This is a genomic window from Catellatospora tritici, from assembly GCF_019083965.1.
Taxonomy (GTDB): Bacteria; Actinomycetota; Actinomycetes; order Mycobacteriales; family Micromonosporaceae; genus Catellatospora; species Catellatospora tritici.
This window is the reverse complement of the sequence record NZ_JAHRCY010000019.1, coordinates 38,675-57,844: the sequence shown is the minus strand read 5'-3', so window position 1 is coordinate 57,844 and position 19,170 is coordinate 38,675. Positions and strand designations below refer to the sequence as shown.

General features: G+C 72.5%; 13 protein-coding genes. 8 read left to right on the top strand and 5 right to left on the bottom strand.

Annotation, left to right across the window (positions count from 1 at the left end):
- Positions 1 to 6 precede the first annotated feature (6 nt).
- The 4 genes from KUA19_RS32260 to KUA19_RS32245 all read left to right on the top strand — a co-directional run bounded on the left by KUA19_RS32260 (position 7) and on the right by KUA19_RS32245 (position 8,008).
- Complete coding sequence (locus KUA19_RS32260; RefSeq protein ID WP_254550455.1) at positions 7 to 2,988, top strand: AMP-binding protein; 2,982 nt, start codon at positions 7 to 9, stop codon at positions 2,986 to 2,988.
- Entirely contained in the window at positions 2,985 to 5,927 is a 2,943-nt protein-coding gene (locus KUA19_RS32255; RefSeq protein WP_217402155.1) for a non-ribosomal peptide synthetase, read from the top strand. The genes KUA19_RS32260 and KUA19_RS32255 overlap by 4 nt, the downstream gene beginning before the upstream one ends.
- A gap of 16 nt (positions 5,928 to 5,943) precedes the next feature.
- Positions 5,944 to 7,101: an enterochelin esterase gene (fes, locus tag KUA19_RS32250; protein WP_217402153.1), complete on the top strand. Its 1,158-nt coding sequence runs from the start codon at positions 5,944 to 5,946 to the stop codon at positions 7,099 to 7,101.
- Between the two features lie 64 nt (positions 7,102 to 7,165).
- Complete coding sequence (locus KUA19_RS32245) at positions 7,166 to 8,008, top strand: alpha/beta fold hydrolase (protein ID WP_217402144.1); 843 nt, start codon at positions 7,166 to 7,168, stop codon at positions 8,006 to 8,008.
- Here the strand turns inward: KUA19_RS32245 and KUA19_RS32240 are convergent.
- From KUA19_RS32240 to KUA19_RS32225, 4 genes are all read right to left on the bottom strand, one after another.
- Positions 7,977 to 8,678: a DUF2306 domain-containing protein gene (locus tag KUA19_RS32240; RefSeq protein WP_254550438.1), complete on the bottom strand. Its 702-nt coding sequence runs from the start codon at positions 8,676 to 8,678 to the stop codon at positions 7,977 to 7,979. The genes KUA19_RS32245 and KUA19_RS32240 overlap by 32 nt on opposite strands.
- Positions 8,679 to 8,771: 93 nt before the next feature.
- Complete coding sequence (locus tag KUA19_RS32235) at positions 8,772 to 9,446, bottom strand: response regulator (RefSeq protein WP_217402140.1); 675 nt, start codon at positions 9,444 to 9,446, stop codon at positions 8,772 to 8,774.
- Complete coding sequence (locus tag KUA19_RS32230; RefSeq protein ID WP_308167769.1) at positions 9,443 to 10,570, bottom strand: sensor histidine kinase; 1,128 nt, start codon at positions 10,568 to 10,570, stop codon at positions 9,443 to 9,445. Before KUA19_RS32230 ends, KUA19_RS32235 begins: the two co-directional genes overlap by 4 nt.
- A gap of 61 nt (positions 10,571 to 10,631) precedes the next feature.
- Entirely contained in the window at positions 10,632 to 12,785 is a 2,154-nt protein-coding gene (locus KUA19_RS32225) for a right-handed parallel beta-helix repeat-containing protein (protein ID WP_217402138.1), read from the bottom strand.
- A gap of 257 nt (positions 12,786 to 13,042) precedes the next feature.
- On the opposite strand from KUA19_RS32225, the gene KUA19_RS32220 reads away from it, so the two are divergent.
- Entirely contained in the window at positions 13,043 to 14,002 is a 960-nt protein-coding gene (locus KUA19_RS32220; protein ID WP_217402136.1) for a DUF1152 domain-containing protein, read from the top strand.
- Positions 14,003 to 14,006: 4 nt separating this feature from the next.
- Here KUA19_RS32220 and KUA19_RS32215 read toward each other — a convergent pair whose 3' ends face one another.
- Positions 14,007 to 14,927 (bottom strand): aminoglycoside phosphotransferase/kinase family protein, encoded by a 921-nt coding sequence (locus KUA19_RS32215; RefSeq protein ID WP_217402134.1) that lies wholly within the window; start codon positions 14,925 to 14,927, stop codon positions 14,007 to 14,009.
- 66 nt (positions 14,928 to 14,993) lie between these two features.
- Here KUA19_RS32215 and KUA19_RS32210 point away from each other — a divergent pair, with 66 nt between their 5' ends.
- The 3 genes from KUA19_RS32210 (at position 14,994) to KUA19_RS32200 (ending at position 19,083) form a co-directional block, all read left to right on the top strand.
- Positions 14,994 to 15,971, top strand: coding sequence for a TIGR03557 family F420-dependent LLM class oxidoreductase (locus tag KUA19_RS32210; protein WP_217402132.1), 978 nt, complete (start codon positions 14,994 to 14,996; stop codon positions 15,969 to 15,971).
- A 10-nt stretch (positions 15,972 to 15,981) separates the two neighbouring features.
- A complete protein-coding gene (locus KUA19_RS32205; protein WP_217402130.1) occupies positions 15,982 to 16,389 on the top strand; it encodes an ASCH domain-containing protein in 408 nt (135 codons plus the stop codon).
- Positions 16,390 to 16,692: 303 nt separating this feature from the next.
- Positions 16,693 to 19,083 (top strand): galactose-binding domain-containing protein, encoded by a 2,391-nt coding sequence (locus tag KUA19_RS32200; protein WP_217402128.1) that lies wholly within the window; start codon positions 16,693 to 16,695, stop codon positions 19,081 to 19,083.
- The last annotated feature ends 87 nt before the right edge of the window (positions 19,084 to 19,170 follow it).

The window sequence follows — 19,170 nt, the reverse complement described above, 5'->3', positions numbered from 1 at the left end:
GTGACCATGCTCCGCACCCTGCCCGAACTCCTGGCCGCCCGCGCGGCGGCCCGCCCCGATCACGCCGCCCTGCGGCTGGTCGACGGCACCGGGCAGGGTGCGGAGCTGTCCGCCGCACAGTGGCTCACCAGGTCGTACGCGGCCGGGCACGGGCTGCTCGCGCGGGGCGTCCGGCCCGGCGACCGGGTCGCGCTGGTGTTCGACGGGTCCGGTTGGCTGGACTACGCCGTCGCGTACGCCGCGGTGACCGGGATCGGCGCGGTGGCCGTGCCGCTGTCGGCGACGATGCCCGACTCCCGCCTGCGGGAGCTGTACGAGCACGCGGGGGTCTCCGCGACCGTCGGCACCGGCGGCTGGACGCTGTCCGATCTGGACACCACGCGCCCGGGTCCACCGACGGCCATCGTCGAGCCCGGACAGATCGCGCAGATCATCTACACCTCCGGCACCACCGGCACGCCCAAGGGTGTGGCCGCCAGCCACGGCAACCTGACCCTCGGCCTCGATCCGGCCCGGCCGCCGCTGCGGCACTCGCGCCACGCGGTGCACGCGTTCCCGCTGGGCACCAACGCCGCGCAGACCATGCTGGTCATGGCCATGGTCGCGCACCCGACCATGGTCGTGCTGCCCGCCTTCGACGCCGAGGCCTACGCCCGCGCCGTCACCGCACACCGCGCCGGTTCGCTGTTCCTGGTGCCCGCGATGGCCACCGGGCTGCTCGAATCCGCCGTGTTCGACCGCCACGGCCTGGACTTCGTGGAACTGGTGTCGTGCACCGCCGCCGCGCTGCCGCCGACGGTCGCCAAGGCGCTGGCCACGGCCCTGCCCGAGGCGGTGATCGTGAACAACTACACCTCCACCGAGGCCGCGCCCGCCCACACCAGCATGGTCTTCGACCCCGACCGCCCGGCCTCCGTCGGCCGTCCGGCGGGCGGCGCCGACCTGCGCATCCGCACCGCCGACGGCACCCCCGCCGCCACTGGCGAGACCGGCGAGGTATGGCTGCGCGCCGGTGACACCGTCCGCGCCTACCACGGCGACCCCGCCGCGACCGCCGCCACGTTCCGCGACGGCTGGGTGCGCATGGGCGACCTCGGCTACCTCGACCCCGACGGCTACCTGTACCTGGTCGACCGCGAATCCGACCTGATCAACGCCGGGGCGTGGCGGGTGTCCACGCTGCGCGTCGAGGCGGCCCTGCATGAGCATCCACAGGTCGTCACCGCCGCCGCCCTCGGCCTGCCGCACCCGGTCCTGGGCGCCACCGTCGCCGCCGCCGTCGTCCTGCGCGACCCGGCCACCACCCCGGACCTGCGCGCCTTCCTCGCCGACCACCTCGCCGCGTACGAGCTGCCGACCCGGATCCTGACCGTGTCCGAGCTGCCCCGCAACGCGAGCGGCAAGGTGCTCAAGAGTGCCGTCCGGGAACTGTTCGCACAGCGCCCGGCCCGGGTCGCCCCGCGCACCGAGGCCGAGTCGGCGCTGGCCGGGTTGTGGCGCGACGTGCTCGGCGCGACCGAGGTAGGCGTCGGCGACGACTTCTTCGCCCTCGGCGGCGACTCGATGCGGGCCACCCGCCTGGCCGCCGCCGCCACCGCCCGCCTGGGCGTGGACGTACCGGTGTCGCTGGTCTTCGAGACACCCGTGCTGGCCACGCAGGCGGCCCGATTGGCGGAGCTGGCACCGTCGCGCCGGGACGCGGCGACCGGCGTGGACGAGGCCGTGCCGCTCAGCTCCACCCAGGAGAGCATGCTGGCGTGGATGTGGGCGACCGGCGAGCCCCGCGACGTCGGCCCGATCAGCATCGGCATCCGGGTGCGCGACCAGCTCGATGCCGACCTGCTGGAACGGGCGTTGACGGAGGTCATCGGACGGCACGAGTCGCTGCGCACGGTGTTCGACCGGGACGTGGCGCGGGTGCTGGACAGCTGCCCGCCGGTGGTGACCCGGGCGCGGGCGCGCGACGCCGAGCACGCCGGGCAGCTGTGCCGGGAGGACCGGGAAGGACGGTTCGACACCGGGCACGGGCCGCTGGTGCGGGCCATGGTCGCCAGTGTCGCCGACGACGATCACGTGCTCGGGCTGGCGGTGCACCACCTCGTGTGCGACGGGGCGTCGATGGGGGTGCTGCTGCACGAGCTGGGGCTGGCGTACTCCGGGCTGCGAACCGGGGCGGGGCTGCCGCCGGTGCCCGCGCTGACGGTGCGGGACTTCGTCGCGTACACCCGAAGTCGCTGGCAGACCACGCTGCCGCACTGGCGCCGGGTCCTCGACGGCGCACCCGCCAACCTGGTGCCCTTCGCCGGACGCAAGACCGCGACCCGGCTGCGCAGCGCCCAACTGGAATGGACCCTCGCCCCTGCGCTGGTCGACGGCCTCCGGCGGGCCGCGCCCGCTCAGGGCGCGACTCCGTTCATGCTGATCGCCTCGTGCTGGGCGGCGGCGCTGGCCGAGCGCACCGGCACCGACGACATCGTGATGATGTCGCCCGTGCCCGGTCGCACCCTGCCCGGCAGCGAGGCGCTGATCGGCTGCCTGAGCCAGTCGCTGCTGTTGCGGGTCGACACCTCCGGCACGCCCGGCCCGCGCGAGCTGCTGCGCCGCACCCGGGTGGCGGCGCTCGCGGCACTGGACCACCAGCACTATCCGTTCGTCGAGTTCTACCGCAGGCATCCGGGCGCGGCCTGGCTGCGGGTGGAGAGCTGGTCCGGGCAGGCGCACTTCCCCGGCCTGGAGTCGGAGGCGTTCGAGCTGCCCCGGGCCCTGGACGCCGACTGGCCCACGCCCGGCGGCGAGCCCGACCTGCAGGCTCCGGAACTGGCCGTGGTGCAACACCCCGACGGTCGGGTCGTGGCCCATCTGCTGTGGAATCACCACACGTTCGATAGATCCACCATGGACGAGCTGGCCGCCCGGGTGACCGCTCTGCTCACGCGGGCGGTAGCCGAACTCGATCCGCGGTCGCCCACGCACAAGGAGCACCGATGAGCAGCCCCGCACAGCACGGCATGTGGTTGACCGAACGCCTGGGCCTGGCCGGCACCGCCTACCACATGCCGCTGCCGGTGCGGCTCGACGGACCGCTCGACGTCGACCGGCTGACCTCGGCCGTCGCCGCCGTGGTGGCCGGGCAGCCGGTGCTCGGCAGCGCGTTCGCCGAGGTCGGCGACCGGGTCAGGTTGGTTCCCGCGACCTGCCTGCCCACGCTGGAGGTGGTGGCGCCGCCCGCCGACGTCGAGGCGTTCGTACGCGAGGCGACGCTGGCCCCGTTCGACCTGGCCGCCGGTCCGCTGGTCCGGTTCACCCTCGCGCCGCTGGCACCCGACCGGCACCTGCTGCTGATCGTGGCACACCACCTGGTCTTCGACGGCGAGTCCAAGGAGATCCTGCTCGCGGAGCTGGCCGCCGCCTACTCCGGCCGGGCCGCGGCACCGGCTCCGGCGTTCGTCGAGTTCGCCGACGCCCAGACCGCGCGCATCGAGCAGCTCGTGCCCGCGGCGTCGGCGCACTGGACCACCGCGTATGCGCCTGCGGGCGAGCCCAGCCTGCCGGGCCTACGCGGCCGGGGCGGTGCGGCGGCCACCCCCGGCACCACCGTGCGGTCCGAATTGGACGCGATGGCGCTGCGAGACGTGGCCGCCCGGCTCGGCGCGACCGTGTTCGAGGTGGTGCTGGCCGGGCTGCTGACCCTGCTCGACCGGTACGGCGACCCGGCGCCCACGGTCGGCGTGGACCTCGGCACCCGCCCCCGCGACGCGCACGGCACCGTCGGCCTGTTCGTCAACGAGCTGCCGATGACCGTGCCCGCCACCGCCCCTGACGATCATGGCACGGCCGCCGACCAGGTCACGCGGGTGCGCGGGCTGCTGCGCTCGGCATACCCGCTGCGGGACGTGCCGCTGTCGCGGGCCGTGTCCGGCCTCAGCCCCCGGGCCGCGCTGACCCCGGTGTCGGTCAGCTACCGCCGCCGCACCCGCCCCGAACCCGACTTCGCCGGGCTGGCCGTGCGGGTGGACTGGACCGCGCATCACCACGCGTCCCGCAACACGCTGCACCTGCAACTGCTCGACGACCCGGCCGCCACCGCCCTGCCGGTGCTGCTGCACTACGACCCGGCCCGGTTGGACCGCCGCGACGCCGAGCGCGTCGCCGGGCACCTGCGCGCCCTGCTGGACGGGTTCGCCCGTACTCCCGAAGCGCCGCGCCACGACCTGGACCTGCTCGCCGCCGCCGAACGCGACCGCCTGCTGCGGACCTGGAACGACACCGCCCGCGACCTGGACCTGGCCGCCACCCTGACCGGCCTGGTCGGCGCCCAGGTCGCGGCCACGCCGGACGCGGTGGCGGTGGTCGCCGCCGACCGCACCCTCACCTATGCCCAGCTCGCCGCCGAGGCCGACACGATCGCCGCCGACCTGGCCGGACGCGGCGTCGGCTCCGGCGACCTGGTCGCGGTGTGCCTGCCGCGCACCTCGCACCTGCTGCCCGCGCTACTCGGCGTGCTGCGCACCGGCGCGGCCTACCTGCCCCTGGACCCGGAACACCCGGCCGCCCGCCGCGCCGACCTGCTCGCCGACGCCCGCCCGTCGGCCCTGGTGTCCGCATCGGACGGCGCGGTGATGATCACCGGGCTGGAGCCCGAGCCGCGCCAGGTCGAGCACGACCTGTGCTACGTCATCTACACCTCCGGCTCCACCGGACGGCCCAAGGGCGTGCGGATCACCCACCCGAACGTGGTGAACCTGCTGCACGCGCTGCCGGAGGTCGCCCCGACCGGGCCCGGCGACGTGTGGCTGGCCGTCGCCCCGGCCGCGTTCGACATGTCCGTGCCGGAGCTGTGGCTGCCGCTGGCCACCGGCGGCACCACCGTGCTGGCCACCGCCGAGCAGTCCCGCGACGGCGAGCGGCTGCTGGCGCTGCTGCGCGCGCACCGGATCACCCACGCCCACCTCACCCCGTCGACGTGGCGGCGGCTGGTCGACGCTGGCTACGACGAGCCGCACGTGACAGCGTTCTCCGGCGCGGAGGCGCTGCCCGATCCGGTCGCCGCCGAGGTGCGCAAACGGTCGCTGCGGCTGGTCAACCTGTACGGCCCCACCGAGACCACGGTCTGGTCCACCGCCGCCGAGATCGTCGACGGGGCGCCGGTCACCATCGGCCGCCCCCTGGCCAACACCACCGCGTACGTCCTGGACGGCGGGCTGCGCCCGGTGCCCGAAGGCGTGATCGGCGAACTGTGCCTGGGCGGCGCCGGGGTGGCTCGCGGCTACCTCGACCGGCCCGAGCTGACCGCGGCGAGGTTCGTGGACACCCCGTGGGGGCGGCTCTACCGCACCGGTGACCGGGTCCGGCACCTGCCCGACGGCAGCCTGGAGTTCCACCGGCGAGTGGACGAGCAGGTGAAGGTGCGCGGCTTCCGGATCGAACCCGGCGAGGTCGAGGCGCACCTGCGTACGCTGCCGTCGGTGAGCGACGCGGCGGTGGCTGTCGACGGCGACGCGCTGGTGGCGTACCTGGTGGGCGATCCGGCGCCGGTGCGGCTGCGCGAGCTGCTGGCCGAGCAGCTGCCCGCGCACCTGGTGCCGTCGTCGTTCGTACGCGTCGACGAGCTGCCCCGCAACGCCAACGGCAAGCTCGACCGGTCCGCGTTGGTCGGTCTGACCGGCACCGTGCTCACCCCGCAGGCCAGCCCGCGCGCCTTCACCGGCCTGTCCCTGCAGGTGTACGAGATCTGGCGCGAGGTCCTCGGCCACGGCGAGTTCGGCCCCGACGACGACCTGTTCGACCTCGGCGGACACTCGCTGACCGTCACGAAGATCGCCGCCCGGCTGCGCCAGCGGCTCGGCGTCGACCTGCCGTTGCACGTCTTCTTCGACACCCCGACCATCAGCGCGATCGTGGCGGCGGCCGGGACGGACAAAGGGTGACGTAGCTCGATACCCTGTGGGACCCGTCGTCGACCCCCGGGAGGCGTACATGCTCGTCGAGGCCGACCCCGATCCCGCGTTTCGGCAGGTCACGTTCAGCTGGTCCGGTGACGGCGCGGCGGACGTGCTGCTGCGCCTGAACACCCTCTCCTACCAGGCCCACACCCGGGGCGATCTCAGCCCGCTGCTGCTGACCCGCCACGACGACGGCGTATGGCGGCTGACGCTGCGCCTGCGCGCCGACTTCCGGGGCGCGTACGCGTTCTGCCCGTCGCCGGTGCCGCTGGGCGGACGGCGCCTGACCGACCAGGAGTGGGGGGACCTCAACGCGGCAGCGCTGCCCGATGAGTCCCATCCGGACATCCTCGGCCCGTTGCCGTACGACCACACGCTCCGCTCGGTGCTCGCGCTGCCCGACGCCCCACCCGAGCCGTGGCTGGCCCCGCGCGCCGGTGTGCCGACCGGCACAGTCGCCGAGCAGCGGCACACCAGCACGGTGCTCGGCACCGCCCGGCGGATCTGGACGTACACCCCGCCTGGGTACGCCGAGCTGGACGACCTTCCGGTGGTGCTGCTGTTCGACGGCGACGACTGGGCGCACTGCGGACTGCCGACGATGCTGGACAACCTGATCGCCGAGCGGGCCGTCCCGCCCGTGGTCGCGATCATGATCGACGCGCTGGACCCCGACAGCCGGACCGCCGAGCTCACCGATCATCCGCGCTACCTGCGGTTTCTGCTCGAAGAGTTGATGCCGTGGGTGCACGGGCAGTGGCGGGTCACCGCCGACCCGGCCCGGACCGTGGTGGCCGGGCAGAGCTTCGGCGGGCTGCTGGCCGCGTACGCCGGACTGCATGCCCCGCGGCGCTTCGGCGCGGTGCTGGCCCAGTCGGGCTCGTTCTGGTGGCCGCGAGCCGGTGACGACGACACCACCGACTTCACCGACCGTCCGCTGATCACGGCATTCGGCACCGCCGATCCGGTGCCGACCCGGTTCTACCAGGAGGTCGGCCTGATCGAGCAGCCCCGCATCCTCGTCGCCAACCGCCACCTGCGCGACGTGCTGCGCGCCCGGGGCTACCGGCTCGACTACGCCGAATACCACGGCGGCCACGACCTGGCCTGCTGGCGAGCGGGGCTGCCCACCGGCCTGATCGCCCTGCTGGACCGCTGAACCGTCACCTTCCTGGCATCTCGACGGGGTTGCCGTCGTCGACACCGTTGGCGATCATCGGTGCGTGGACACCTTCGCGAGCTTCGACGACCTCCGCCTGGCCTACCACGTCTCCGGCGATGGCGAGCCCCTGGTCTGCGTGCCCGGCGGTCCCATGCAGGCGTCGGCGTACCTGGGAGACCTGGGTGGGCTCGACGCGCACCGCCGGCTGGTGCGGCTGGACCTGCGCGGCACCGGCGGCTCGGCGGTGCCGGACTACCCGGCCACGTACCGGTTCGACCGGCAGGTGGGCGACGTCGAGGCGCTGCGCGAGGAGCTCGGGCTGGCGCGGTTCGACCTGCTCGGGCACTCGGCCGGAGGCAGCCTCGCCCTGGCGTACGCGTTGGCCCACCCCGGCCGGATCCGGCACCTGGTGCTGGTCACGCCCAGTCTGCGCCCGATCGGTGCCCAGCCCGACCCGGCCGAGAGCCTGCGCATCGCGCGGCAGCGGCGCGACGAGCCCTGGTTCGACGAGGCGTACGCGGCACTCGAGCGCGTCAACGCGGGCACCGCCGCCGACGACGACTGGGCCGCGCTCGCCCCGTTCAGCCACGGCCGCTGGGACGAAGCCGCCCGCGCCTACGACGAGGCCGGTGAGGCGCTGCGCAACCGCGACGCCGCCCGCCAGTTCTACGCCGACGGCGCCCTCGACCCCGCGACGGTCCTCGCGGGTGTCGTCGCCTTCGGGGCGCCGGTGCTGGTGGTGGCCGGGGGCGTGGATCTCTGGCCGTCGGCGCGGCTGTGCGCCGAGTTCGCCGCGATGTTCCCCAGCGCCCGGCTGGTGACGCAGCCCGGGGCCGGGCACGCGCCGTGGCGCGACGACCCGGCCGCCTTCGTCAGCGCGGTGACATCGTTCCTGGAGTCGTGACGGGCGCCGCGGGGCGGACCGCATCGCCGGTGCGTACGCCCCCGCGCCGACGGCGGATGAACCACTCGACCACGGCCAGGTTGATCACCCAGCCCGCGGCCATCAACCCGGCGCGCACGTTCCCGGTCGGCATGCCCACCAGCAGCAGCCACGGCAGGTGAGTGAAGGCCTGTGTGCCCGCGCCCTGCCCGATCGCGTAACCGCGCATCATCCATACCCGGTGCGTGCGGAAGTCGCGGTTGCGGGCCGCGAGGAAGCCCAACACGATCGACCCGGCCATCAGGCTGCCGAATCCGAGTCGGAGCAGGCGCACTGGCAGGCCGTCACCGGGCGCGTCCGGGTACAGGGCGGACATCCACAGGCCCGACAGGGCGGCGACCAGGCCCAGCGGCGCCGCGACCCGTCCGGCGGCCCGGTGCCAGCCGTTGCGGCGCCGCCGCAGCGCGGGCGCGAACTGGAAGGCGCCGAGCAGACAGAACAGGGTCGCGCTGAAGATGTGCACCAGCACGGGGGCGGGCGCGGCGAAGAACCGCGCGTTCTCCTGGGTCACCTCGGCGCCGCCGAACAGCTCGGCGATCCGGACCGCGCCGCCCGCCGTCGGGACCACGGTGAGCAGCACCAGCCCGGCCGGGACCAGCCCCTGTCGCCTGTGGTGAGGGGAATTCGTCATGCGGTCGATCGTCGCGGTCCGGGACCGGCGGCTCATCGGCCTGCGGGCTCGGACCGGGGTGCGCCGGGACGAGGGAATCGGGCGTACTTTCGGCTACGGTGGCGGCTGCCGTCCGATCCGGCCGGTGTCGTACGCCCAGATCGCGATCTCCACCCGGTTACGGACCCCCAGCTTGGCCATCAGGCTGGCGATGTGCGTCTTGACCGTGCTCAGGCTGATGTACAGGTCCGCGCCGATCTCCTGATTGGTCCGGCCCCGGGCCACCGCCGCCAGGACCTGCTCCTCCCGGTCGGTGAGCGGTTCGATCGGCTGCCGCACGGGTGCGTCCGGTGCGGACTGCGCGAACGCCCGCAGCAGCCGGGTGGTGACGTTCGGGGCGATCAGCGCGTCGCCGACCGCGGCCGCCCGGACGGCCTGGGCCAGCAGCGCCGTTCCGGCGTCCTTGAGCAGGAAGCCGCGCGCCCCGGCGCGCAGCGCGGCGTAGACGTACTCGTCCAGGTCGAACGTGGTGATCACCACGACGGCGGGCGGGGGCCGCAGCGGCAGCGTGACGATGCGGCGCGTGGCCTCGATGCCGTCCATGCCGGGCATGCGGATGTCCAACAGGCACACGTCGGGGCGCAGCCGCAGCGCCAGCTCCACCGCCTGCGCCCCGTCGGCGGCCTCGGCGACCACCTCGATGCCGGGCTGCGTACCGAGGATCATCGCCAGCCCGGTGCGGACGATCTCCTGGTCGTCGGCGACCAGTACGCGGATGAGGTCGGTCATGCCGGAGCGTTCCGGGGCAGCCGCGCGGTCACGAGCCAGCCCTGATCCGGGCCGGGACCGGCCGCGCAGACGCCGCCGAGCAGGCGGGCCCGCTCGTACATCCCCACCAGGCCGTATCCGGCGCCCGGCTGGCCCTGCGGGCGGCCGTCGTCGCTGACCGACAGGTGCACCGCGCTGTCGTCGGCGGCCACGCGCACCGTGACCTGGGTGGCGTGGCGGGCGTGGCGCAGCGCGTTGGTCAGCGACTCCTGGGCCAGCCGGTAGACCGCGGTGTCCACCGCCGACGGCAGACCGGTCAGTTCGCCGCTGAGCCGCACGTCGACCACCGGCCCGGAACCGTTCCGTCCGGCCAGTCGCGCCAGGTCGCGGATCTGCGGCTGTGGGCTGAATCCGGCCGGGTCGTCGTGGCGCAGCACCCGCACCATCGAACGCAGCTCGGCCAGTGCTTTCGTCGCCTCGGCCTCGATCACGTGCAGCGCCTCGACGGCCGCCTGCGGCCGGGTGTCGGCCATCGCCAGGCCCGCCTGTGCCCGGATCGCCATGGCCGAGACGTGGTGGGCCACGGTGTCGTGCAGGTCCCGGGCGAGCTGCTCGCGCTGGCGCAGACCCACCTGTTCCAGCTCCCGCTGCCGGGCTCGGGCGCGGAAGCGCAGCGCCGTGCCCAGTGCGAAGGCGGCCAGCAGCACGGCCGCGCAGCCGATCGTGTCACCGAGGCTCATCTCACCGAGCGCGTACGAGATCGTGACGCTCGCCACGATGACCGCCGTGCCGAGCACCCCGTCGCGGCCCGACCCCCACCGGAACAGGCAGTACGGCAGCAGCAGCAGGTAGACCGTGGTGACCAGCTCGGCCTTGGTCCCGTCACCGAGCAGCGGCGCGACCGTGGTCACCGTGAACGCGACGGCGATCATCAGCAGCGGATGGCTGCGCCGCCACAGCAGCACCGGCAGCAGCCCGACCGTGAGCAGCAGCGCGGGCAGCCGCTGGGGCAGGGTCGCCCGCAGTGCGGCCTCCAGCGCGATGGCTGCCAACAGCACCCCGAGCAGCGCCGCGTCGCGTCGCGGACGCGGTGCGGGCAGCTCGGGACGTGGGTCATGCCAGAGCGAGCGAATCAGATGGCGCACGGCCCCATGGTACGAACGGGTCCGCTCAGTCAGATCGGCCCAAAGTACGACTCTGGGCCCATCACCCCGGGCTGCCCGGACTCCGCGTCGGGAGCTTCCCGACCGGGCGGGCCGGGTCTCCGGGAAGGTAGCAGGTCACGGTGAAGACACGCGTGTCAGTGCCGAAGTGGTATCGCCACTGAGCCGCACTCGGCTCGCCGCACCGTCCCCAGTAGGCGATGTATGCCTTGGGGTCGTTCGGCTTGTATCCGACTCGCATGCCGAAATGGGCACTCCAGTTGACCGGTTTGTCGTCGAGGTAGACCGGAGTGACGAAGGTCCAGTCCTCGACGCTGAACGAGCCGGTCCCGGTGGAACGATGAACCCGCAGGCAACTTGTCCCTCCGCCACACAGCCCCAGATAGGCCAGGTCCGCGCGCTCGTCCCCGTCGTAGTCCCCGATGAGTAAGCCGTAGGCGGCCGTCGTCAACGGGTCCGACCAGAGCCCGTCGCCCCAGTTCTCGGCCAGTAACGTGCTGTCGGGGCGGCTGACGAGCACCGTCCAGCAGGAGTTGGTGGTCGAGCCGCAGTCTGCCCGCATGACGATGTCCGCTCGACCGTCCTTGGTGAAGTCCGCGGAGCGCATGCCGTAGTTGAGGGCGTCGTCGCTCGGGACCACCGGGTCGGTGTAGTAGTTGCGTGCCGCGGCGAAGCCCGTGCCGGTGCTCGCGAGCACGCGCCAGCACCGCGCCGAGGGCGAGCCGCACATGCCGTGGTAGGCGAGATCGTCCAGGCGGTCGCCGGTGAAGTCGGCGACCAGCACGCCGTAGCGCTCGGTGTCCGGCGCGACGTTGGCGTCCTCGTGCCAGTCGGCGTACCGGAAGCCGCCCGTGCCGTCACTCAGGTGCACTCGCCAGGTGAAGCCGCTGCTCGTACGGAGGTGGTACGCGAAGTCGGGCTCCGCGTCGCCGTTGAGGTACCCGCGATGCACACCCGTCAACGGCTGATCCCAGCTGCCAGGCACGGCGCAGTTCGAGTTCGGGATCTGACCGGTGACGGTGGCGCCGGTCCGGGGGTTGTTTCCGCCGCCGCCCTTGTTTCCCGAGACGCAGAGCTGGGGGCCGTAGGCGCATTGAACGTCCACCACCCCGGCGGTGGGGAAGGTGTTGTTGATGATGTAGATGCCGTTCTCGCCGCTGGTCCCCTCGCACACCGTGCCCGAGGTGACGCCGTTGCTGTCGTCGGCGCGCCGGTAGAGGATGCCGCTGTCGCTGTTGGCGGTGGCGCTGGGAACGTCGACCCGGTTGCCCTCGATGCGCACATGGCTGAGGCTCTGGACCTGCTGGTCGTAGCAGGTGATGGTCACCTTCGACCCGCAGAAGTGGGTGTAGGTCCGGATACCCGACATCTTGAAGTGGTTGTCCAGCACGAAGACGTCGGAGCTGTTGCGTACCTTGAGCGCGCCGCCGTTGGAGGTGTCGGTCCAACCGTCGCCGAAGTTGTCGCGGATGGTCAGGTCCTGGACTCCCCAGGCGTAGACGCCGTGGTCCTCGCACAGGTCGACCTCGGGGTGGTCCGGCTTGGGGCAGGGGGCGATGCCGGGACGGCGGCGCCAGGTATTGCCGTCGAGGAGAATCGAGTGGCTGCCCAGCCCGCCGTTGCCGTCGTGGAACTCCGCGGGATTGCCGACCAACCATCCGTTGATGTTGACGGCGGTCTTGAAGTAGCCGTTGCGGACGTCCGGCTCGAGGTCGCGAGTCGTGCCGAAGTAGGAGTCCTTGATGATCGTCTCGGTCGTGCCGAACGCGTCGACGCCTCGCCCGCCCGAGGTGCTGTCCCGCAGGAAGGCGCAGCCGTCGATGGTCACGGCGGTCGTCCGCTGCAGGTGCACATACGGCGTCTCCCACAGGCCCGGAATCGCCGGATCGGGCTTCCCGTTGGCGAACTGGCAGTCCATCAAGGTGATGTCGCTGGAGCCGCTCAAATCGAGGCGGACGTTGTCGAATTGAAGGCCCCGGATGGTGATCCCGGTCAGGCCGCCGCCGGTGAGGGCCAGCGTCGTCGAGCCGCTGTGCCGCAGCGTCGCGACGCCCGCCGGATCCGCGACGTATTTGACGCCGGAAGCCAGTGAGAAGGACTCATCAAGTTCGTAGACGCCGGGCGGGAACAGGATCGTGTCGCCAGGGACGGCATTGCCGATCATGTCCTGGACGGCCTTCGCGGTGAGGCTGCCCACGGTTTTCACCCCCGGAGCCCTGGCATACGCGGGCGTGACCGCGGACAGGGCTGCAAGAATCGACAGAATCGCTGCCGCGGTCGAGAACCGTCGTAGTCCGCCTGACATGAGAATCTCCCCGTGATCGTCTCAGTCGCGCACGCTACCAAGTCGAATGTGTACGCGCTGTCCCTGCTGCATGAGCCGGTGCCGGCCGAAGCCCTCGGCTGCGCAAACTCGGTGGTACGCCATCGGCGACGCCGCTAACGTCGCGTCCTGTGACCGCGATCTTCGAGCCTTCGGTGTCCCGCCGCCTGCGCGCGGCGAAGCATGTCCTGATCGCCGGTGCAGGCGGCGGCTTCGACGTGTATGCCGGACTTCCGCTGGCCCTGGCCCTGCGCGACGCCGGCGTACGGGTCACTCTGGCCAGCTACTCCGTCAGCGAGCTGGGCGCCCTCCCGCCCACCGCGTGGCTGCGCACCGGTCTGGCCGAGGTCCGCCCGGACAGCCCCGGCAACGACCGCTACTTCCCGGAGCGGACCCTGTCCCGCTGGCTGGCCGCCCAGGGCCAAGACCCGGTCGTCTACGCGTTCGACCGCACCGGCGTACGCCCGCTGCGGGCCGCCTACCGGGCCCTGATCGAGAAGCTCGATGTCGACGCGGTCGTGCTCGCCGACGGCGGCACCGACATCCTCATGCGCGGCGACGAGGCCGGGCTGGGCACACCCGAGGAGGACATGACCAGCCTGATCGCGGTGTCGGGGCTCGACGTGCCGGTCAAACTCGTGGTCAGCCTGGGCTTCGGCATCGACTCCCACCACGGCGTCTGCCACGCTCACGTGCTGGAGAACATCGCCGCGCTGCACCGGGCGGGCGCCTACCTGGGCGCGTTCACGATCCCGCCGGGCAGCATGGAGGCCGAGGCGTATCTGGACGCGGTCGCGCACTCGGTTCGGGAGGCCCCCCGCACGGCCAGCATCGTCAACACGCAGGTGGCCGCGGCGCTGCGCGGCGAGTTCGGCGACGCGCACGCCACCGGCCGTACCGAGGGCACGGAGCTGTTCGTGAATCCGCTGATGGCGATGTACTTCGGGTTCGACCTGGACGGACTGGCCCGACACCTGCACTACGGCCCGGCGCTGGAGCGCACCCGCTCCCGCACCGAGGTCGCCCTGGCCATCGAGGAGTTTCGCGAGGGCCTGGACCGTACGCGGCCGCGCCGCCTGATCCCGCACTGACGGGTCAGGCTCCGGCCAGCGCCAGCCGTTCGGCGGCCTCCTCGGGATCCAGCCAGGGGTGGCCGTCGAGGCTGGCCTTCTTCGTGTTGAACGCGTACACCCACAGCCCCGCGGCCCAGCTCACCTCGACCTCCGCCGCGCTGAACCGCCGCCCGGCCGCCTGCTGGTACGCCGTCAGGAACGCCCACGATTCGGCCACGGTCGCCGCCCGGGGCACCGCGCCGCACGGCCACACCGACGCGGCCATCCCGACCAGCACCGCCTCGGGTGCGCAGGCCGCGCTGTCCCAGTCGTGCACCACCGGCCGGTCGCCGTGCCAGCGCAGGTTCTGCGCCTCCCAGTCGCTGTGTCCGACCACCTCGGGGCCGGTCGCCTCGCGCAGCCGCCGGACGACCCGGTCGCCGACCTCGTCCAGCCAGGCCGGACCGGGGTGGGCGTTGAGGTCGGCGGCGCGGTCGTCGGGGCGTGGCCACAGCCCACCGCTGGGCTCGCGACCCCACGCGGTCCACGGCGGGTTCGGTGCCAGCGGCCGGACCGCTTCCGGCGTCGGGGCCAGCGCGACGAACCGGGCCAGCAGTTCCGCGTAGCGTTCGGCCGCGCCGTCCACGGGCCCCAGCAGGTCGCCACCGGGCAGGTGCGTCTCCGCGCCGGCCGCGTACGCCCCGAGCGGGACCGGGCCGACCAGCGGCCGGGGGCAGGGCAGCCTGGCGGCCCACAGCGCCGCCTGCACGTCGGCGCACCCGGCCAGGCGGGGCTGGTCGGTCCGGACCTTCACCACCACCTCCCGGCCGTCGGTCAGGCGCAGGCCGTACACGCGGGACAGGTGCCCGGCGGTGAACAGGGGCTCCGCGACGCCCGCCGACAGCCACCGGCGGCACCAGTGGTCGAGGTCGTCGGGGGACACATCCGGGGGTGCCAAGGTCATGACTCATGATGGCCCGCGGCGGGCGGCCAGGTGTGCCCTGGCGGCCATCCGGGTACTGAGCAGGCCATGGCCAACATCGGATACACGCTCATGTGCGAGCAGCGCGGCCCGCGCGACCTCGTCGACGACGCGGTACGGGCCGAAGCGGCCGGTTTCGACTTCGCCGTCTGCTCCGACCACTACTATCCCTGGCTGCCCGAACAGGGGCACGCCCCGTACGCGTGGGCGGTGCTGGGCGCGGCCGCGTACGCGACCGAGCGGATCGGGCTGATGTCCTTCGTGACCTGCCCGATCCTGCGCTACCACCCGGCGGTGGTGGCCCAGAAGGCGGCGACGGTCGGGGTGATGTCCGGCGGCCGGTTCACCCTCGGCCTCGGCGCGGGGGAGAACCTGAACGAGCACGTCGTGGGCGGCTGGCCGCACACGACGCAGCGTCACCACATGCTCGACGAGGCACTTGGGATCATCCGGCCGCTGCTGGCGGGCAAGACCGTCCACCACAGCGGCGAGTACTTCGAGGTGCCCGAGGCCAGGCTGTGGGACCTGCCCGAGCAGCCGGTGCCGATCGGGATCGCGGTGTCGGGCCGCTCCTCGTGCGAGTTGGCCGCGCGGCACGCCGACGCCCTGGTCGCGGTGGCACCGGACCCGAAGCTGATCGAGATGTACCGCGAGGCGGGCGGCCGCGGCCCCTGCTACGGGCAGGTGGCGCTGTGCTACGGCCCGGACGAGCAGGAGTGCGCGCGTGTCGCCCACGAGCAGTTCCGCTGGTTCAGCCTGGGCTGGGGCGTCATGGCCGAGCTGCCGCACCCGCGCTCGTTCCACGCCGCCTCCCGCTCGACCAGCCCGGCGCAGGTGGCCGACCAGATCCCCTGCGGACCCGACCTGGACCGGCACGTCGCCGCGGTGCAGAAGTTCGTCGACGCGGGCTTCACCGACGTGGCGGTGGTCCAGATCGGCGGCGACACCCAGGCCGACTTCCTCGACGTTGCGCACAAGGAGCTGTTGCCCGCGCTTAGTCGCGCCGCGACGCCTGCCCGCCCCTAGGCTAGGAGGCATGTTTCCCAGGGTTGGCGAACTGCGCGGGATGGAACTGGGCACGCCGGGGCAGCTGCGCGAGCGGCTGAGTTCGCTGGTGCTGGCGGGCACGAAGACCGCCACCGCGGGCCTGCTGGCCGAGTACCGCGCCCAGCAGGAGCAGTTGGAGCACGTCGGCGAGCGGGAGGCGCTGCTCGGCGACGGCGGCCAGGTGCTGGCGATCATCGAGATAACCCGGATCGAGCTGGTGCCCTTCGCCGAGGTCAGCTGGGAGTTCGCGCAGGCCGAGGGCGAGGGCTTCACCAGCATCGAGCACTGGGCGCAGGCGCACCGCCGCTACTGGGAGCGCGAGGGGTACACCGTGGACGACGACACCGAGGTGGTGTGCCTGTGGCTGCGCGTCATCGGGGGTGCCGACAACGGTTGACCGCAAACTTGCATCACCGTTGCACGATCTGACGGGGTTACAAGTTGATTTAGGAAATGTTTCTGTCGATATCTTGCCGTGCCTCCGTCGTGGACATAGGGTCTAGCCAATCCCCGCCCGGGGACCGCGGTCCCGCTCGCCGCCCGTTCGGTGCCGGACACCCGTCCGGCGACGGAGGGTGACCCCTGGGCATCCGAGGGTCCGCCCGTGCGCCTCCGTCCCGGTGGCACGGTCGTGCCTGGATGCCCGCGCCGCGCCGCACCCGCCCTCCGTCACACCGGCATGTGATGGAAGGGAACTTGCATGGCAATCTCACGCCGGAGGCTCATGGCCTCCACCGCGGCGGGCTCCGCGCTGGCGGCCGCCGCGACGGGGGAGCTGCTCGCGGCCACCGCCGCCCCGGCCGCCGCGGCGAGCCCGGTCGGCGACGTCGTCGGCAAGATCACCGTCGGGTATCAGGGCTGGTTCGCCGCGATCGGCGACGGCTCGCCGCTCAACGGCTGGTGGCACTGGGCCAACAACTGGGGCCAGCCGCCGTCGCCGAGCAACAACTCGATCGTGTCCTGGCCGGACATGCGCGACTACCCGACGTCGTACCAGACCGCCTTCAACAACCTGAACAGCGGCCAGCCCGCGAAGCTGTTCTCCCACTTCGACCAGTCGACCGTCAACATCCACTTCCAGTGGATGCAGCAGTACGGCTGTGACACCGCCGCGCTGCAGCGGTTCAACCCGACCGGCGGCGAGGGCCCGATCCGCGACGCGATGACGGCCAAGGTGCGCACCGCCGCCGAGGCCACCGGGCGCAAGTTCTACATCATGTACGACGTCACCAACTGGACCAACATGCAGTCGGAGATCAAGACCGACTGGACCAACAAGATGTCGGCGTACACCTCCTCCACCGCGTACGCCCGCCAGAACGGCAAGCCGGTCGTCTGCATCTGGGGCTTCGGCTTCAACGACCCCGGCCGCCCGTTCGCCCCGGCACCCTGCCTGGAGGTCATCAACTGGTTCAAGGCCCAGGGCTGCTACGTCATCGGCGGCGTGCCCACCTACTGGCGCCAGGGCATCAACGACTCCCGCGCGGGCTTCTTCGACGTGTACACGGCGTTCCACATGATCTCGCCGTGGATGGTCGGCCGCACCGGCGACGTCGCGGGCCTGGACTGGTTCTACAACAACGTCAACCTCGCCGACCAGGCCGAGTGCAACAACCGCGGCATCGACTACCAGCCCTGCGTCATGCCCGGTGACCTGTCCTCGCACGCCCGCGCGCACGGCGACTTCTACTGGCGGCACTTCTACAACATGATCCGCCTGGGCTGCCAGGGCATCTACATCTCGATGTTCGACGAGTACAACGAGGGCAACCAGATCGCCAAGACGGCCGAGAACGCCTCGATGATCCCGGCCGGGACCAGCTTCGTCACCCTCGACGAGGACGGCACCGTCTGCTCGTCGGACTACTACCTGCGCATCACCGCCGACGGCGGCAAGATGCTCAAGGGCCAGCTCGCGCTGACCGCGACCCGGCCCACCCAGCCGGTCGTGGGCGGGCAGCCGCCCGTCGACACCGACCTGGCCCGGGGCAAGGCCACCTCGGCCAGCAGCAGCAACGGTGGTTTCGGCACCGGCAACGCCGTCGACGGCAACCAGGGCACGTACTGGGAGAGCGCCAACGGCACCTTCCCGCAGTGGCTCCAGGTAGACCTGGGCGCGGCCGCGACCGTCAGCCGGGTCGTGCTCAAGTTGCCCACCGGCTGGGGCCAGCGCTTCCAGACCCTGTCCGTGCAGGGCAGCAGCGACGGCGGCTCGTTCAGCACGCTGGTCAACTCGGCGCAGTACTCGTTCGACCCCAACCAGGCCAACACGGTGACCATCACCGTCCCGACGACCACCACCCGGTACGTGCGGGTCAACATCACCGCCAACACCGGCTGGTCGGCCGCGCAGGTGTCCACGCTGGAGGTGTACGGCACCGCCCCGCAGGGCGACACCCAGGCGCCCAGCACCCCGGCCAACCTGCGCGTCACCGGCCAGACCGCCAACAGCGTCTCGCTGGCCTGGAACGCGGCCACCGACAACGTGGGCGTCACCGGATACCAGATCCGCCAGAACGGAGCCGTGGTCGCCTCGACCGCGGCGACGTCGTTCACGGTCACCGGCCTGAGCCCCTCGACGACCTACAGCTACACCGTGGCCGCGCAGGACGCCGCGGGCAACGTGTCCGGGCAGTCCAACACGGTCAGTGCCACCACCAGCCCGGCGCCCGGCGGCAACCTGGCCAAGGGCAAGCCGACCACGGCCAGCAGCTACACGCAGAACTACGTGCCGCAGAACGCCACCGACGGTGACGCCAACACCTACTGGGAGAGCGTCAACAACGCGTTCCCGCAGTGGATCCAGGTGGACCTGCAGGCGGCCACGTCGATCAGCCGGATCGTGCTGAAGGTGCCGCCGCCCGCGTCGTGGGGGCAGCGTACGCAGACGATCGCGATCCAGGCCAGCAACGACGGGACGACCTGGACGACGCTGGTGGCGCAGGCCGGGTTCGTGTTCAACCCGGCCTCCGGCAACCAGGTGACCATGACGTTCGCGGCCGGTGCCCGCCGGTATGTGCGCGCCTACTTCTACGGCAACACCGGCTGGCCCGCCGCACAGCTGTCGGAGTACGAGATCTACGCGTCCTGACCCGAGTCGGCCGCCCCGGTGCGCGACCTCCGCGTGCCGGGGCGGCCGTGGCACGTCAGGTGTCGGGCGGGGGACAGCGCCACCGGG

What these genes read in the sequence shown, in the direction of transcription:
- KUA19_RS32205 (WP_217402130.1), top strand. Translation starts at nt 15,982, where the DNA reads ATGTTTCCCAGGGTTGGCGAACTGCGCGGGATGGAACTGGGCACGCCG.
- KUA19_RS32235 (WP_217402140.1), bottom strand. Translation starts at nt 9,446, where the DNA reads ATGACCGACCTCATCCGCGTACTGGTCGCCGACGACCAGGAGATCGTC.
- KUA19_RS32200 (WP_217402128.1), top strand. Translation starts at nt 16,693, where the DNA reads ATGGCAATCTCACGCCGGAGGCTCATGGCCTCCACCGCGGCGGGCTCC.
- KUA19_RS32215 (WP_217402134.1), bottom strand. Translation starts at nt 14,927, where the DNA reads ATGACCTTGGCACCCCCGGATGTGTCCCCCGACGACCTCGACCACTGG.
- KUA19_RS32260 (WP_254550455.1), top strand. Translation starts at nt 7, where the DNA reads ATGCTCCGCACCCTGCCCGAACTCCTGGCCGCCCGCGCGGCGGCCCGC.
- KUA19_RS32240 (WP_254550438.1), bottom strand. Translation starts at nt 8,678, where the DNA reads ATGACGAATTCCCCTCACCACAGGCGACAGGGGCTGGTCCCGGCCGGG.
- KUA19_RS32210 (WP_217402132.1), top strand. Translation starts at nt 14,994, where the DNA reads ATGGCCAACATCGGATACACGCTCATGTGCGAGCAGCGCGGCCCGCGC.
- KUA19_RS32255 (WP_217402155.1), top strand. Translation starts at nt 2,985, where the DNA reads ATGAGCAGCCCCGCACAGCACGGCATGTGGTTGACCGAACGCCTGGGC.